12 protein-coding genes are annotated in these 15,551 nt (G+C 54.1%); 6 read left to right on the top strand and 6 right to left on the bottom strand.

Features of this window, described 5'->3' with window-relative positions:
• Positions 1-95: 95 nt before the first annotated feature.
• The 4 genes from soeA to R2K28_RS03725 all read left to right on the top strand — a co-directional run bounded on the left by soeA (position 96) and on the right by R2K28_RS03725 (position 6,258).
• Positions 96-3,008 (top strand): sulfite dehydrogenase subunit SoeA, encoded by a 2,913-nt coding sequence (soeA, locus tag R2K28_RS03710; protein WP_316368056.1) that lies wholly within the window; start codon positions 96-98, stop codon positions 3,006-3,008.
• A gap of 368 nt (positions 3,009-3,376) precedes the next feature.
• The gene (gene soeB, locus R2K28_RS03715) at positions 3,377-4,099 is read left to right on the top strand and encodes a sulfite dehydrogenase subunit SoeB (RefSeq protein WP_116446742.1); all 723 of its coding nucleotides are present in this window, start codon (positions 3,377-3,379) and stop codon (positions 4,097-4,099) included.
• Between the two features lie 358 nt (positions 4,100-4,457).
• Positions 4,458-5,435 (top strand): sulfite dehydrogenase subunit SoeC, encoded by a 978-nt coding sequence (gene soeC, locus R2K28_RS03720; RefSeq protein WP_316368057.1) that lies wholly within the window; start codon positions 4,458-4,460, stop codon positions 5,433-5,435.
• A 25-nt stretch (positions 5,436-5,460) separates the two neighbouring features.
• A complete protein-coding gene (locus tag R2K28_RS03725; protein WP_316368059.1) occupies positions 5,461-6,258 on the top strand; it encodes an esterase/lipase family protein in 798 nt (265 codons plus the stop codon).
• A gap of 37 nt (positions 6,259-6,295) precedes the next feature.
• On the opposite strand, the gene R2K28_RS03730 is transcribed toward R2K28_RS03725, so the two are convergent.
• Positions 6,296-6,694, bottom strand: coding sequence for a hypothetical protein (locus R2K28_RS03730; protein WP_116448723.1), 399 nt, complete (start codon positions 6,692-6,694; stop codon positions 6,296-6,298).
• A 518-nt stretch (positions 6,695-7,212) separates the two neighbouring features.
• Between R2K28_RS03730 and R2K28_RS03735 the strand changes: the two genes are divergently transcribed.
• Positions 7,213-10,362: an efflux RND transporter permease subunit gene (locus tag R2K28_RS03735; RefSeq protein ID WP_316368060.1), complete on the top strand. Its 3,150-nt coding sequence runs from the start codon at positions 7,213-7,215 to the stop codon at positions 10,360-10,362.
• 55 nt (positions 10,363-10,417) lie between these two features.
• On the opposite strand, the gene R2K28_RS03740 is transcribed toward R2K28_RS03735, so the two are convergent.
• Positions 10,418-11,176 (bottom strand): PEP-CTERM sorting domain-containing protein, encoded by a 759-nt coding sequence (locus tag R2K28_RS03740; RefSeq protein ID WP_316368061.1) that lies wholly within the window; start codon positions 11,174-11,176, stop codon positions 10,418-10,420.
• A gap of 267 nt (positions 11,177-11,443) precedes the next feature.
• Between R2K28_RS03740 and tsaB the strand changes: the two genes are divergently transcribed.
• Complete coding sequence (tsaB, locus tag R2K28_RS03745; RefSeq protein WP_316368062.1) at positions 11,444-12,121, top strand: tRNA (adenosine(37)-N6)-threonylcarbamoyltransferase complex dimerization subunit type 1 TsaB; 678 nt, start codon at positions 11,444-11,446, stop codon at positions 12,119-12,121.
• A 45-nt stretch (positions 12,122-12,166) separates the two neighbouring features.
• Here the strand turns inward: tsaB and R2K28_RS03750 are convergent, their stop codons facing one another.
• The 4 genes from R2K28_RS03750 to R2K28_RS03765 form a co-directional block, all read right to left on the bottom strand.
• Positions 12,167-12,676 carry a Slp family lipoprotein gene (locus R2K28_RS03750; protein WP_316368063.1) on the bottom strand — a complete coding sequence of 170 codons (510 nt, stop codon included), beginning with the start codon at positions 12,674-12,676 and terminating at the stop codon, positions 12,167-12,169.
• Between the two features lie 8 nt (positions 12,677-12,684).
• On the bottom strand, positions 12,685-13,233 hold the full coding sequence (locus tag R2K28_RS03755) for a Slp family lipoprotein (protein WP_316368064.1): 549 nt from the start codon (positions 13,231-13,233) through the stop codon (positions 12,685-12,687).
• 122 nt (positions 13,234-13,355) lie between these two features.
• Positions 13,356-14,357, bottom strand: coding sequence for a hypothetical protein (locus R2K28_RS03760; protein WP_316368065.1), 1,002 nt, complete (start codon positions 14,355-14,357; stop codon positions 13,356-13,358).
• A 5-nt stretch (positions 14,358-14,362) separates the two neighbouring features.
• Complete coding sequence (locus tag R2K28_RS03765) at positions 14,363-15,292, bottom strand: hypothetical protein (RefSeq protein WP_316368066.1); 930 nt, start codon at positions 15,290-15,292, stop codon at positions 14,363-14,365.
• Positions 15,293-15,551 lie beyond the last annotated feature (259 nt).

Below are 15,551 nucleotides of genomic sequence, written 5' to 3' on the forward strand. Positions count from 1 at the left end.
TAGCCCAGGTCTGGTAGAGTAAATCAGAAAAGTCTAATATAAGAAGATTAGTGAAATCCGTATTTAAGTTGCAGTTTTGCCAGGGCTATTAATTAATGCAGGATCCCACCACACACTCCGACAACGACATGGGGCGCGTCGAGGTCAAGGAGACCACGTGCTACATGTGTGCCTGTCGCTGTGGTATACGCGTCACCCTGCGTGACGGTGAAGTACGCTATATCGAAGGCAATCCCGACCACCCTTTGAACAAGGGAGTGATCTGCGCCAAGGGCTCCTCAGGGATCATGAAGCAGTATTCACCGGCCCGCCTGACCAAGCCCCTGTTACGCAAGCAGGGGGCGGAGCGGGGTGCCTCCGATTTCGAGGAGATCTCCTGGGACAAGGCCTTCGAGATCATGCAGGAGCGCCTGGGCCGCATCCGCGCCGAGGATCCGAAGCGGTTCGCCCTGTTCACCGGCCGCGACCAGATGCAGGCCCTCACCGGCATGTTCGCCAAGCAGTTCGGCACCCCGAACTACGCGGCCCACGGCGGCTTCTGCTCGGTCAACATGGCGGCCGGGCTGATCTACACCATCGGCGGCTCCTTCTGGGAGTTCGGCGGCCCAGACCTGGAGCGTTCCAAGCTCTTCATCATGATCGGTACCGCGGAGGATCACCACTCCAACCCGATGAAGATCGCGCTGGCCGACTTCAAGCGGCGGGGCGGGCGTTTTATTTCGATCAACCCGATCCGCACCGGCTACTCGGCGATTGCCGACGAATGGGTACCGATCAAGCCCGGTACCGACGGCGCCCTGCTGCTGGCCATCATCCGCGAGCTGATCCATACCGGTCTCTATGACCGGGAGTTCCTGATCAAATACACCAATGCCGCGGAGCTGGTGGTGGATGATCCGCAGCGGGACGATCATGGCCTCTTCCGCCGTTTTGAGATGCATGTGGAGGAGGGCTGTTTCGATCCGGAGAACAAGCTCTGGTGGGATCGGGATCTGAACCGTGAGATCTCCACCCACACCCCGGGCACCGATCCGCGCCTGCTCGGCAGCTTCACCCTGGAGGACGGCACCCCGGTGAAGCCCGCCATGCAACTGCTCAAGGAGCGGGTCGAGGAGTACAGCGTCGAGTGGGCCGAGGACATCACCGGCATCCCCGCCGAGACCATCCGCCGCCTGGCCCACGAGATGGGCGTGGTAGCCCGGGACCAGAAGATCGAGCTGCCGATCCAGTGGACCGACAGCTGGGGCAACGAGCACGACAGCGTCACCGGCAACCCGGTCTCCTTCCACGCCATGCGCGGCCTGGCGGCCCACTCCAACGGCTTTCAGACGATCCGTGCCCTGGGCATCCTGATGACCATTCTGGGTACCATCGACAGGCCCGGCGGCTTTCGCCACAAGGCGCCTTTCCCGCGTCCGATCCCGCCTTGTCCCAAGCCGCCCAAAGGACCCCAAGGGGTCAAGCCCAACACCCCCCTGGACGGCATGCCCCTGGGCTGGCCGGCCAAGCCGGACGATCTCTTCGTGGACGAGGAGGGCGAGGCGGTGCGCCTCGACAAGGCCTTCTCCTGGGAGTACCCCCTCTCGGTCCACGGCCTGATGCACAACGCCATCACCAACGCCTGGCGCGGTGACCCCTACATGATCGACACCCTGCTGCTGTTCATGGCCAATATGGCCTGGAACTCCTCCATGAACACGGAGAATGTGCGCGACATGCTGCGGGACAAGGACGACAACGGGGAGTACAAGATACCCTTCCTCATAGTCGCCGACGCCTTCCAGTCGGAGACCGTGGCCTTCGCTGACCTGGTACTGCCCGACACCACCTACCTGGAGCGCCACGACGCTATGTCGATGCTCGACCGGCCGATCTCCGAGTTCGACGGTCCGGTCGATTCGGTGCGTATCCCGGTGGTAGAGCCCCGGGGTGACTGCAAGCCCTTCCAGGAGGTGTTGATCGAGATGGGCAGCCGGCTCGGTCTGCCCGCCTTCGTCAAGGAGGACGGCAGCCGCAAGTTCCGCAACTACCCCGATTTCGTCACCAACTACGAGACCTCGCCGGGCTCCGGCATCGGCTTTCTCGCCGGCTGGCGCGGCAAAGGGGGCGAGAAGTTTCTCAAGGGAGAGCCCAACCCGCGCCAGTGGGAGATGTACAGGGAGAACGGCTGTGTCTACCATCATGAGCTGCCCAAGTCCTATCAGTACATGCGTAACTGGAACCAGGGATACCTGGAGTGGGCCCGCTACCACGGCATGACCCGCTATGTGGAGCCGATCACCCTGCATCTCTACTCCGAGGTGCTGCAGCGTTTCCGCTTGGCGGCCCAGGGCAAGCTGCCAGGCAAGCAGCCGCCGCAGCGTCTGCGCAAACGGGTGGCGGAGCATTTCGATCCGCTGCCCTTCTACACCGCGCCTCTGGAACACAAACTGGTCGATACCCACCAGTACCCGATCAACGCCCTGACCCAGCGTCCCATGGCCATGTATCACTCCTGGGACTCCCAGAACGCCTGGCTGCGGCAGATCCATACCCACAACTACCTGTTCGTCAATCCCAAGCTGGGGGAGGCCAACGGCTTTGGCGACGGGGACTGGATCTGGGTCGAGTCCCCCACCAACAAGGTGCGCTGCATGGCCAGATTCTCACAAGCGGTGGAACCGGGCACGGTCTGGACCTGGAACGCCATCGGCAAGGCCGCCGGTGCCTGGGGACTGTCGCCCAAGGCCAACGAGTCCCAGAAGGGCTTTCTGTTGAATCACCTGATCTCCGAGGAGCTGCCTCCCTGCGAGGCGGGGGACCATATGTCCAACTCCGATCCGGTCACCGGCCAGGCCGCCTGGTTCGATGTGCGGGTGCGTGTCTATCCGGCGGGACCGCAGGAACCGAAGCAGACCTCGCCCCAGTTCGAGCCCATGAAGCGGCTGCCGGGGCAGGATCAGAAGCGCGGGAAGTGGCAGGCGTTTTTTGCCGGGAGCTTTCGGCGGAAAAGCAAAATTGAGAGTTAAGGTAAATTTTGAATGTTGAATTTTGAATGTTGAATTTTGAATTGATGTGCGCGCTTTGCGCGGGGTGATTTGGCCCCCTCTCCCCAACCCCTCTCCCGCGAGGGGAGAGGGGCTTTCGGAGGCTTCGATCTCGCTAAGTGCTTTCCCTCTCCCGCGGGAGGAGAAGGGCTTTCGGAGGCTCCGATCTCGCCAAGTGCTGTCCCTCTCCCGCGAGGGGAGAAGGGTTTTCGGAGGCACCAACCTCTCCAGGCAGATCCCCTCTCCCCTCGCGGGAGAGGGCCAGGGAGAGGGGGAGATCAAAACCGTGAGCAACGCGAACACCCCAATTCAAAATTAACAATTAGAAATTCAAAATTGGAACAAAATAGATGACACAATTAGCGCTAGTAATCGACCTGAACGTCTGCGTCGGCTGCCATGCCTGCGTGACCAGCTGCAAGGAGTGGAACACCTCCGGCTGGGCCGGACCCATGACCGATCTGCGGCCCTATGGCGAGGATCCAACCGGGACCTTCTTCAACCGGGTGCAGACCTACGAGGCTGGGGTCTTCCCCCATACGGAGACCTACCACTTTCCCAAGTCGTGCCTGCACTGCGAGGATCCTCCCTGTGTGCCGGTCTGCCCCACCGGGGCCTCATACAAGCGGGAGGACAATGGTGTGGTGCTGGTGGACTATGACAAGTGTATCGGCTGCAAATACTGCTCCTGGGCCTGCCCCTACGGCGCCCGGGAGATCGATGAGAAGCAGCGGGTGATGAAGAAGTGCACCCTCTGTATCGACCGCATCACCGACATGAGCCTGCCCGACTCCCAGCGCAAGCCCGCCTGCGTGCTGGCCTGCCCCACCAGCGCACGCCTGTTTGGTGATGTACACGATCCCAACTCAACGGTCTCGGTGGCGATCCGTGAAGAGGGTGGTTATCAACTGCAACCGGAGTGGGGCACCAAACCAGCCAACCACTACCTGCCGCGGCGCAAAACACGCATCCAGATCCACGAGGATGAACTGGTGCGGGCAGACAATCCGTTGAAGAAGGAGCACTTGCCGACACCGGAAAGCGGCGAGACGCTGGACGATGTGGCTTGGTGATTTTTTATTAATTATGAATTTTGAATGGTGAATTTTGAATTGATGAGTGCGCTTTGTGCGGGGTGATTGGGTCCCCCTCTCCCCAACCCCTCTCCCGCGAGGGGAGAGGGGCTTTCGGAGGCACCAAGCCCGCCGAGTACTTTCCCTCTCCCCTCGCGGAGGAGGGACTTTCGGAGGCACCCGGCTCTCCAGGAGATCCCCTCTCCCCTCGCGGGAGAGAGGCTTTAGAGGAGGCACCTGGCCCGCCGAGTACTTTCCCTCTCCCCTCGCGGGAGAGGGCCAGGGAGAGGGGGTAAAACAAGCGTGAGCAAAGCGAACCCTAAAACTCAAAATGATTTTTTTCGGAGAAAAAAAATAGATGCATCCCGCATTCTCGGTAATATTTCTAACCACCCTGATCGGTGCCGGTCAGGGCCTCTTCCTGGCCCTTTACACCGGCCAGCTATACTCCCTGGCCAATCTGTTGCCGGCGCAAAGCGATAATTTTTATGCCATGGGCAGTCTGATCGCTCTGCTGCTGCTTATCGGTGGCCTGGTCGCCTCGATCTTCCACCTGGGCCGGCCCGAACGTGCCTGGCGGGCAGCCACCCAATGGCGTACCTCCTGGCTTTCGCGGGAGGTGATTGCCCTGCCCGCCGCCATGGGTCTGACCTTTCTCTACGGTCTGTTCCACTATCTGCACTGGACCGATCCCCTGTTTGTCGTTTCCGATACGCTGCCGGTGGACATCACTCTGATCATCGGTGCCCTGGGTACGCTGGCGACCTTTGTACTCTTTCTCTGCACGGCGATGATCTATGCCAGCCTGCGCTTTATAAAAGCCTGGCATTCACCACTCACCGTGGCCAACTTTCTTTTTCTTGGTATCGCCTCGGGCTTTATGCTGGCTGCTGCACTGTCGGCATACAAAGGTACTGAACTGGTGACCTTTTATGGTACCTGGGCGGTGGTGGCGACCCTGCTGGGCGCGGTGAGTCGAGGCTCATCCCTGTATCGGAACAGTCGCTTTAGATGTAAAGTGGCGTTGCAGTCTGCGGTGGGTGTTCACCATACCCAGCTGCATCAGAAGGCCCAGGGATTCATGGGAGGTTCATTCAATACCCGAGAATTCTTTCATGGAAAATCTGATGCCTTTCTTCTCTCGCTTCGCTATCTGTTTCTGTTGATGGTTTTCGTGTTGCCCATTATATTGATTCTGCTCGCCTATATGCTGGAGTCATCAAGCTTACCCATTGCCGCCTTTGGTATTCAATATGCCGGGTTGGTTTTAGAGCGTTACCATTTCTTCACCGAAGCCAGACATCCGCAGAATCTCTACTACCAGAGTATGGCTTAATGGGATATTCCCTAGGGAGGTTGATATGAAACGATTGATCCTGTCATTGGTTTTAAGTCTGACAAGTCTACAACTCTTTGCTGATGTGGCGGTGTTGATACACGGTTATCTGGGTAGTGCACACTCCTGGCAGCAGAGTGGTGTGAATGCGGCGCTGGTGGGTCAAGGTTGGCAGCCGGCGGGTATTATCACCCCAAGGGGATTACTGCCTGCCCCGGTCGACGCGGCGGCGAATAAGTTCTATAGCGTTGAGTTGCCTTCCATGGGGCCGGTGGGATTACAGGCTGATGTGCTTCGAGGCATGCTGGATCTGGTGTCACAACGACATCCTGGCGAATCAGTGGTCCTGATCGGACACTCCGCAGGTGGCGTGGTGGCGAGGATGGCATTGGTGCAGGGAGGTATCAATCCTCCAAAGGCATTGATTACCATAGCCTCCCCTCATCTAGGGACGCTGCGAGCTGTTGAGGCACTGGATGAGACTGACGATCCTTTCCCCATAAGCACCATCAAGGAGTTCTTTAGCGGTGAACTGTATGACGTGGTACGCGACTCATGGGCTGTGCTGCTGGATCTGGTACCTGAACGTCCCGGCAATCTGCTGTTTTGGTTGAACCGGCAACCCCATCCCCCAATCCGCTATGTCTCGATCGTACGCACCGGGCCGATTGGTATGGGTGATGAACTGGTTCCCGCATTCAGTCAGGACATGAATAATATTCACGCCTTAAGCGGGCAATCCGAGATACGTCTGTACTCTGTCAGTCACGCCTTGCAGCCCTTGGATGGCAGAGTCTTGGTGGAGCTTTTAGCAGAAATGTAACACTATCGGTTTAACGTTACAGTGGTGTTGCAAACTGCTATATGATCTCAATCACGCGTGTGATGAGCTTGCTTCTGCGTCGGTCATTTGCCCGCCGCTCATCACCCTGATTCCAGTGCTGTGGTTTTATGCGTCTATCACGGTTTGGAAACCTGCGGAAGTAGCGGTGAGGTTTGAGGAACAACCCATTCACAGTTTTACCATCCAGGTTTTCGATGATGGTATTGGCCATTTTAGGCGACTCTACCTGCACGATTCCGTGGTACTCCACTAAATCTGTATTTAAATCCATGATCTGGATTATTTTTGAGCGTTTGATGGCATTTTTCTTTGTCACCGGTATCAATGACCAACCGGATCGGGTGCCCCTCATTGTCGCTTTCCAGATCTCCTTGGAAGATACACCCCGTGGGAGGTGTTTAAAAAAGATCCACATGTGTTCTCCTTACTTAACCTGTACATGCTGGTCTCTTCCGCAATGATCGAAGGATCATCTTGTTCGTCCCGTGAAACTCTGATCCTCCAAAATCCTTGATGTTATGAAGTCGTTACTTATCAACAGTGGCAGGAGACTGCGATTTTAGTGCCACAATATTGCAGAGACCATGTATGGTTGTTAATTTTGTTGTTGGCTGTAACAGTATAGCTACAAATTTTGCGTAAGCGTGAGAGCCATATTAATGGATTTAGTTGTAAACCACCCCCCCCTGATTGTAAAAAGGTTATAACTTATTCAATTTATGGTAATTGTCTTAAATATGATAACTACCCAATATTGGGTACTATAGTTGGTATTTTATTTCCTGTTCAGTATGGATGTATCTTATGCTTTCCTTTGTTCACCATTGATATAGACCCTGTATATCTCCCCAATTGGATGTGGTTAAAGTGTAGTAATGATGGTCGTCCAGCACCTGGGGTGAAATGGGGATTGAACTGATTCCGGAATGAGCCATGCACCAGATTGTCGCCTTTTCCCTTAAGCAACGGGTTTTCTACAACCTGATGTTTGTGGTGTTGATCGTCGTCGGTTTCATCTCCCTGTTCGCCCTTCCCGCCGAACGCTATCCTAATTTCGGTTTTGGCGAGGTCATTATTTCCACTGTTTATCCGGGCGCCTCTTCAGTGGAAGTTGAGAGTCTGGTTACACGAAAAATCGAAGATGCCTTGGAAAAGGTGGATGATGTGGAGTGGATCAGTTCCACATCATTCAACGGACGCTCGAATATTCGTCTCAAGTTCGTCGATGATTCTGCCTACGATGAACTCTACAACGAAGTACGCTTCGAAGTACTGAATATAATCAGCGAACTGCCACAGGGTGTGGATCCACCGTCATTACTGAATGCTAAGGTGCAGGATTGGCTACCGGTTATCGCTATAAACCTGGTGGGTGAGCATAGCAATCGTGCCTTGGCACTGATGGGGGAAGAGATCAAGACGCGCCTGTTGAAGATCCCACATGTACAACAGGTCGATTTCTCAGGCAGGCAGACGCAAGAGTTTCATATCTATCTCGATCCACAGAAGTTACGTGATGTGGGTATAGGCTTTGATCAGGTTGCACAGGTTTTGAGTTCGGCCAACCTCAGCATACCGGCTGGCAAGTACACCAATCAAAGCGGTGAATACCTGATAAAACTGGACGAGCGATTCCATTCCCTTGAACAGGTGCAAGCAACCGTGGTTCGAAGAGATGCGGACGGAAGCCTTGTACGGATTCAGGATCTCATCAGCCGCATGGGGATGGATTATCGCGACCCCATCGTGATTGCATCTGTGAATGGCAAACCCGCTCTGGGACTGAAGGTGATCAAATCCGATCAAGGCAATGCAATGGAGATTCGCGATCAGATTGTAGCCGTGATCGATGAATTCCGTCCCTTGCTGAAGGCCCAGGGTGTGGATGTGGTGTTGACCCAGGATTCAACCATCTACATCAAGGATGGTTTGACCACACTGGGTATGAACATGTTGGTTGGAATTATCCTGGTATCGCTGATCATTTGGTATTTCATGGGTGTACGGAATGCCGGCCTGGTCACTATCGGTATCCCTTTCTCATTCATGATCACCATGCTGATCATGTACCTTACCGGTAACAGCCTGAACGAGATTACCCTGTTCTCCTTCGTATTGGTAACAGGCATCGTGGTGGATGATGCGATTGTGGTGACGGAGAATATCTATCGTCACGTACAAGAAGGAGAGCCTCTGCGAGATGCGATAATCAACGGTACGGCTGAAGTGGCGTTACCGGTGATCTCGGCCACCATGACCACGGTGGCCGCGTTTTTGCCGATGTTGATCATGTCGGGTTCTACCGGACAGTTCTTTGCATTGGTACCGAAAGCGGTTAGCTTCGCCATTATCGCTTCTCTCATCGAGTGCCTGTTGATCCTGCCGATTCACTATTTGGATTTCGGTCCACGTCAGCAGAGTGCCGTCGATCTGCTGCAGCGGGACAATGCAATGATGAGGGTTGCGCGGAGATTCACCGATTGGCTGTTATCCTTGACTCTGCGGTTTCGACTGTTGTCGGTTCTGGCGGTCAGCCTGCTGTTTGCTGTTTCGGTAATGATTCTTGCGCTTTCCGCGAGCGGTAAGGTTCCTTTGATCAGAATTCAGTTTTTTCCTGACGACTACAAGCTCTACTATGTGGATATCGTGGGTCCGAGTAATATCGCGATCGAGGAGGTGGATGAGCGGGTTAAACGCATTGCAGAGACGGTTATGGAGGATGGGCCGGGAATGGCCAGTGCAGCAGCGGGGCTATCCGGTCTCTATTTCAACGAAGACTACGAACCTATATATGGGAATAATCATGGTTCTGTCATGGTCACCATGCCGAGTGCTTCGGCGCAGAGTTTCGATGACCCATTGGCCCATCTCGACCGCATGCGGGAGAAATTAAAACCGATCTATGAGACGGATGGTTATACTCTGCATATCCATCCACAAAATGACGGTCCACCAAGTGGCAAGGATATCAATGTGCGGGTTGTGGGAGCGAACGTGGATGCAGTCTCCGGACTTGCCGCAGAGTTGTTGACCTTTATGCAAGCATCATCTGATATCGGTCCGCATCTAATCGGCCTGGATGATGATCGCGGCGTCCCCAAAAGGTTGTTCCGACTCTCGGTCGAGCAGGAGAGGGTCGCCGAGTTCGGACTGGACAACAATCAGGTGGCAAGGCTGGCGGCGAGTGTATTGGACGGCCGTTATCTGGGTAAGTACCGGCATATCGACGAAGAGGTCGATCTGAAACTGCGGATCGATTCGCAGGCCCTGCAGGACCCGGAAAATGCGCTCTATATTCCAGTAGTGGAGGATGCGCAACACCCTGTCTATCTGGCGGACCTGGTGACTGTGCAGGCATATAATGAACCTGGTGAGATCAAGCGCTACCAGGGGCAGCGGGCGATCAGTTTAAAGGCGGATATTCGTGAAGGGGCTCCCACCTCGACTCCCGCTGTGGTGAGCCGGGTCAGGGACCATTTCGAAACGATTCGCGATCGCTATCCGGGGGCAACAGTGACCTTCGGTGGCGAACACGAGGATACCCAGCGATCTTTCGAGTCCCTGGCATATGCCTTTATCATCGCTGTTTTGGTGATGTACGTGATTCTGGCGACCCAGTTTCAGTCTTATCTACAGCCGCTGATTATTCTGTCCGCCGTCGTTTTTGCCCTGATCGGGGTCGTATTCGGCAAATTGGTAACTCAATCACTCTTCACTGTGAACAGTTTCATCGCCGTGATCGGTGTGGCGGGGGTTGTGGTCAATGACGCCCTGGTGCTGATCGACTTTATCAACAAGCGTTATCGCAAGGGACTTTCCCGGCGTGAAGCGATTATCGAAGGGGTCCATATACGTCTGCGTCCGATTCTGTTGACCACATTGACCACATCCCTGGGGCTGTTGCCGATGGCAATCGGATTTCCCAGCTACTCACTGATCTGGGGAACCATGGCGTCCACTTTTGTCACGGGTCTGGCCACGGCCACGGCGTTGACCTTGTTTATTATTCCGGTGTTATGGGATCTTTTGCTGGGTTTTCAGGAGTGGCTGCAAAAACGCAGAATGGCGGGGGCGCAAGTATAGGAATAAAAAAACGCCCGCATATAGCGGGCGTCCCTTTTCGAGGAGAGTAAATAGTTTAAGCGTTCTTCTTTCTGTAGAGACGTGAGGCGCCTATGCCCAGAAGGCCCATGCCCAACAGTACGAGTGTTGAGGGCTCGGGTACATTCACTTCCACTTCCTGATCCACCGGTTCCGGTGAGTCATCATAGGTATAGCTGACATACACGTTGCCGCTCCAGGCGTTGAATTTGGTGCGTTGTACACAGTTGTCATATGGGCCGCAACGGGTCAGGTCTGCAACCAAAGTACGTACGAGTCTCAAATCCAGGGGGTTGTTCCCGACAAAATCGTCTAGACCGAAACTCGACAGATCAAATGCCTCGCTAAAAGACCCTGTTGCGAGGCTGCTGTCTGAGCAACTCAGAAGATCCCGGCAGTTGTCCCGGGTAACCTCGCGGTTGATCTCAACTTCCCGGTTAGGGTCGACCAGACGAACTGCTTGGCGGCTGATGGAACGGCCAGCACCTGAGGCAGAAGCTCTGAACCTGGTGTCATAGGATTGAACCACTGAACCAAGGCTCCAGTCACTCTCGAACCAGATATTCACGTCCAATAACTGACCCAGAGAAGCGTCGAATCGATCCATGGAGACCGTCTGTACATCTCTACGTTCGGTTTGAACACCGGTATCAGCAGAATAATCGAAGAGATCTTGGCTGCTGAAGCTGAAGGAAGCCATGTCCCCAATACTCAGGATGGTGGCGCTTGATGTGCTACTGAAGGCGCAGAGTGCTAAGATGGCACTGGTCTTGAGTAAAGTCTGCTTGATGTTCATGATGAATCCTCGAAAATATAAATTTAATGCTCCTGCCCTGTATTAATACAGATTCCGTGCCAAAAATTTATTATATTTATTATTCAGATAGTTACGCATTTTTATTGCTTCAGTGAAACCAGGCTGTAAACTATTCCGACACCTGCGCGATTCTGAATTAATTCCATTAATTATAATGAGTTATGGGGTATGTGCGGACCACTGTAGGAATAATAGTCACATAAATTCTCAGTATTTAACTTTGGGGTGTAAGAGTTTCCAGAAAAGATGAAATTGATCGCAATAGAAACGGCCGCCGAGGCCTGCTCAGCCGCACTCTATCTCAGTGGCGATATATCGATACGTTACAAAATTTTGCCCCGTGGACACAGTGAATTGATCCTGGAGATGGTTGATGATCTTCTGCGGGAGGCAAATCTGACTCCTGCATCCCTGGATGCTGTGGCGTTCGGCCGCGGCCCTGGCTCATTTACCGGTGTGCGGATTGCGACGGGTGTGATTCAGGGAATTGCCTTTGCGGCGGACTTGCCGGTGGTGGGAGTATCGACCCTGGCGGCATTGGCGCAAAGGGCCTATCGGGAGAAGGGGGAGCGCAAACTGCTCACTGCCTTTGATGCCAGAATGGGGGAGCTCTATTGGGCCGGTTACAGGGTAGGAGAAAAGGAGCTTGCCGTGCCCGCTATTCCGGAACAGGTCGGATCCCCGCAGCAGGTGGAGATTCCTCATGATGACGAGTGGTACGGGGTTGGTTCCGGGTGGGGAGCCTACAGCGAACAGCTGGAGCAGCGCCTACGGGGCACGCTGCTGGGTTTCAAAGCGGAGATCTACTGCAGCGCCCGGGATATCGCATCGCTGGCGGCTGCGGATTACCAGGCAGGTCTGGCGGTTGCTCCAGAGCATGCCCTCCCGGTCTATCTACGCAATCAGGTCGCCAACAAGCTGTGATTTCGGGGTAAAGTCTCGCAATCCACTGGTGTTTGTCCTTCTATTTCAGAAGCTTATACCTATACCACCAAAACCCCCGCCTCCCGAGCTGGCGCCAAAACCGAAGTGTATACGTGGTTTCGACCTGGCTTTGCGCTCAGGCCAGAGCATAATCTCATCACACCGCAATATGGGGAATGGATAGCCACTATCGGCAACCAGACCTTGACGGATCGCCGAGAATTTACCGGTCGCCGTTACCTGTCGGCCAATCCCATACTCCACCAACTCGAGATAACCTGGTTGTTGCGCAATGAAACGTCCTATGGAGTTCGCTTGCGTATCGGGACGTCCATTCTCGTCAAGGGGATAGGCCAGAATCTGGATCTCGGTGGTATCGCGCAGATTTCGGGTCTCGATAATGACACCCCCCCATTGCAGGAGAGGGGCGTCGGGGTTCGGTTGCGAGGAGGAGGCCTGCTGGGGCGTGACTGTACGGTCAGCGACGGGTATCACCGGCTGGCTGCTGCAGGCCTGCAACAGTGCCGCTAGAATCAGGATTCGAGACCGGCGCATCGAGTCTATTACCAGTAGTAGTAGGGGTATCTACGCCAGTAGGGATAATAGAAGGGGTCGTAGAAGGGGTCGTAGTAGTAGGGATGGGCGTAGACCTTATCCTCCGGCCAGAGGTAATAGGCCTCTACCGCAACCACCGGGTAGGGGTAGGGATAGTCTCCGACCGGTTTTTCCACCACCTCCTGGATAGTGCCGGTGACGGTGAGTTCCCGGTTCTTCGGATACTCTTCCGGCTCCAGGTAACCCTCGATACGAGCGATAAAGCGGCCGATGCTGCGACTCTCCTGTTTGGGTTTACCCTCATCGTCGAGTTGACGGGAAAGAATTTCAATCCGGGTTTCCGTTGCCAGATTTTCAACCGAGATGATATCGCCACCCCAACGTATTTTGGCGTCTATGAACTGCTGCTGCCGCTGCTGTACTTCGTCTACCTGGATATTACTCGCCGGGGGGGTGCCGATGACCTTTGGGACATTGGAGGCGCACCCTGCGAACAGAAGTAGGCAGAGGATGCTTAGGATTGGGAGTCTGTCGCATCTTTTGTTGGTGTAAATCATCTGTCCAGGGCAATCCAGTGTCTATCTTAATATGACTCTATTCATTTGATTAAATTCCTTCAAATAATAGCCGGTCTGATGATTGAGCCTGGTAAGGCCGATAGGGTTATGACTATGTGGGTCTACTCGACTATACGCTCCTTCTCTGCCTCTTCCTGATAGTAGTAGTCATAGTTTTGGTGCATATGATTGGTGAACGACCAGGCTTCGTTATATGACAATCCGCTGTTTTTGGGGATGATGACCTTGACGTAGAGATTGTTGTCCTGCTTTTTCAGGCGCTTGAGATTTTTTTCCAGCTGTTTGCGGGATATTGACGAAAACCTGGTGTCGCTTGGTCCCTTGTAATCAATGCGGAAGTATTTTCCGGATTTTGTATAACGCACCTCCACCACTGTTTTACCTTTGGCGGTGCGAGCCGGTCGTAACAGTTTATTGTACTGAATCTCGAGTTTTGAGTAGTCCTGTTTTAGATCGACCAGCTGCTCATCCGCTTCCTGGTTGCGGGTCAGGGCGGCGAGTAGCTCCTGGTCTTTTTCGCTCAGTTTTAACCGCAGCTGTTCCAGGTCCTGCTGTGTACTTTCCTGGCGGGCATTGGCCTGTTCCAAGTCGAGCTGGAGATTCTCAATATTACGATTGGACTCAGCGATCAGGTTTTGTAATCGGCTGGTCTCCTGGTTCAAGCGTGTCACTTGAGTGGTTAACAGCTCACGCTCTTGTGTCAGCAGTTTGTGCTTACGATCGATCTCATCTCGCTCGCGACTGAGATTGGTGATCTGAAAGCGTTGGCTGGAAATGGCAGCCTCCTGTTCTTCAGATCGTTCAGTCATCTGCATCAGCTGCATGCGCAACATGGTGATTTCATGCTCACGGGCAATCAATCGCTCTTCCAGGGTCTCATTTTCCTGGTCTGTTGTACGTACAAGTTCCATGGCTTCCTGCTCGGAAGCTATGGACAACCTGAGTTGGCTTAGCAGTTCCATGTTACGCAGCAACAGGATCACCATCGCGAGCAGGAAAATCATCACGATAACGGTCATGATATCCGTGAAGGAGGGCCAGAAACTGTCTTCCCCCTGATTGCCTTGCTGATTGAAACGGAGATCGATGAAGTCGTTATCCATCAGTATCAATCATCCTCGTGCAGGCGGAAACCGACCTTCAAGACATGTTTTATCTCCGCCATGTCGTTATGCAGCGCCTCACTCTTCTCTTCATATCCCTGAAGGGTCTCAAGGATGCGTTGCTCCACGCTTTCAAAGGTCTGCTGGGACCGCTCCATCTGGTTGACCAGTTCCTGCAGGGAACGCACCAGACCGGTGAATTCATACAGGGCGCTGTCGGTTTGAACCTGGAACCGGGGGATCAGTTCATTCACAGTAACCTGCTCTACCGCGCTGATCAGGTTGGTTTGCACATCACCCAGTTTGAGATGGAAATAGCCGAAGAAGATAAAACAGATAATCGCGGTTATGGTTGTAGATAGTGCTGTGGACATGCCGTGGACCACCATACCCATGCCGCTCACATTGATCGAGGTGGCGAGTTGATCGGAGGCGCCGATCAGGGCAATGGACAGGGAGACGATGGTGCCGAAGACGCCGGTCAATATAAGGATGTTATTGATGAATTTAGGCAGGCTGTTGCGGGTGCTCTCATTGGCGACCAAGGTGGATGCCAGGGAACCATGGTTGATTGGGCAGTTTGCCTTGTGCAATCCCAGCATGGTCCGGTAGCGGTTGGCGATGATGGCCTTCTTATGAATCCGGTTCAGCGGGTCCTGCTCACCTTCGCGCAGGTTGCGCAGGAAACGGAGCAGGGCATTCTCTTCCGCCGCATAGTGGAGGAAGATGGTGATCATGCGCAGTATACCGATCGCGAACAGCCCAACGATGGTGCCATTGATGATCAGCCCGGTGCTGGTGAGTTGATTGCGGAAATAGACATCATTGATGAATTCGTACTTCCAAACAATGAGTGCTGCAATCACAGCAGAGAGGAGTATCATCCGTATCAGGATATTACGGCTGAAGTTTCGACGTAACTGTATGCTTCCCAACGCTCTGCTCCCGGCAATATAGATTCTCGTTATCAGTCACTTAATGCGGTGAGCTCAATGGGGTGGATTGCACAGGTGTTGTTCAGTTGGCGAAAAGATCCTCGGTCATGGCATATCTAAAAAATGCTGTAGGTCGTTTCCGCTATTTGAATCAATCACTTGCAATATTTGGCCACTGTGAGCCCGCGATTTTTGTGTGCCACAGTGTAACCCAGCCAAGTGGACCTCGCCATAAATCCTGCAACTTTCTGCCACTTCC

Origin of the sequence: Candidatus Thiodiazotropha sp. CDECU1, from assembly GCF_963455295.1 — a bacterium.
GTDB lineage: Bacteria > Pseudomonadota > Gammaproteobacteria > Chromatiales > Chromatiaceae > Thiodiazotropha.

Bases quoted from the DNA above. Each gene is read 5' to 3' on its own strand.
- soeA (WP_316368056.1), top strand. From the start codon at position 96: ATGCAGGATCCCACCACACACTCCGACAACGACATGGGGCGCGTCGAG.
- soeB (WP_116446742.1), top strand. From the start codon at position 3,377: ATGACACAATTAGCGCTAGTAATCGACCTGAACGTCTGCGTCGGCTGC.
- soeC (WP_316368057.1), top strand. From the start codon at position 4,458: ATGCATCCCGCATTCTCGGTAATATTTCTAACCACCCTGATCGGTGCC.
- R2K28_RS03725 (WP_316368059.1), top strand. From the start codon at position 5,461: ATGAAACGATTGATCCTGTCATTGGTTTTAAGTCTGACAAGTCTACAA.
- R2K28_RS03730 (WP_116448723.1), bottom strand. From the start codon at position 6,694: ATGTGGATCTTTTTTAAACACCTCCCACGGGGTGTATCTTCCAAGGAG.
- R2K28_RS03735 (WP_316368060.1), top strand. From the start codon at position 7,213: ATGCACCAGATTGTCGCCTTTTCCCTTAAGCAACGGGTTTTCTACAAC.
- R2K28_RS03740 (WP_316368061.1), bottom strand. From the start codon at position 11,176: ATGAACATCAAGCAGACTTTACTCAAGACCAGTGCCATCTTAGCACTC.
- tsaB (WP_316368062.1), top strand. From the start codon at position 11,444: ATGAAATTGATCGCAATAGAAACGGCCGCCGAGGCCTGCTCAGCCGCA.
- R2K28_RS03750 (WP_316368063.1), bottom strand. From the start codon at position 12,676: ATGCGCCGGTCTCGAATCCTGATTCTAGCGGCACTGTTGCAGGCCTGC.
- R2K28_RS03755 (WP_316368064.1), bottom strand. From the start codon at position 13,233: ATGATTTACACCAACAAAAGATGCGACAGACTCCCAATCCTAAGCATC.
- R2K28_RS03760 (WP_316368065.1), bottom strand. From the start codon at position 14,357: ATGGATAACGACTTCATCGATCTCCGTTTCAATCAGCAAGGCAATCAG.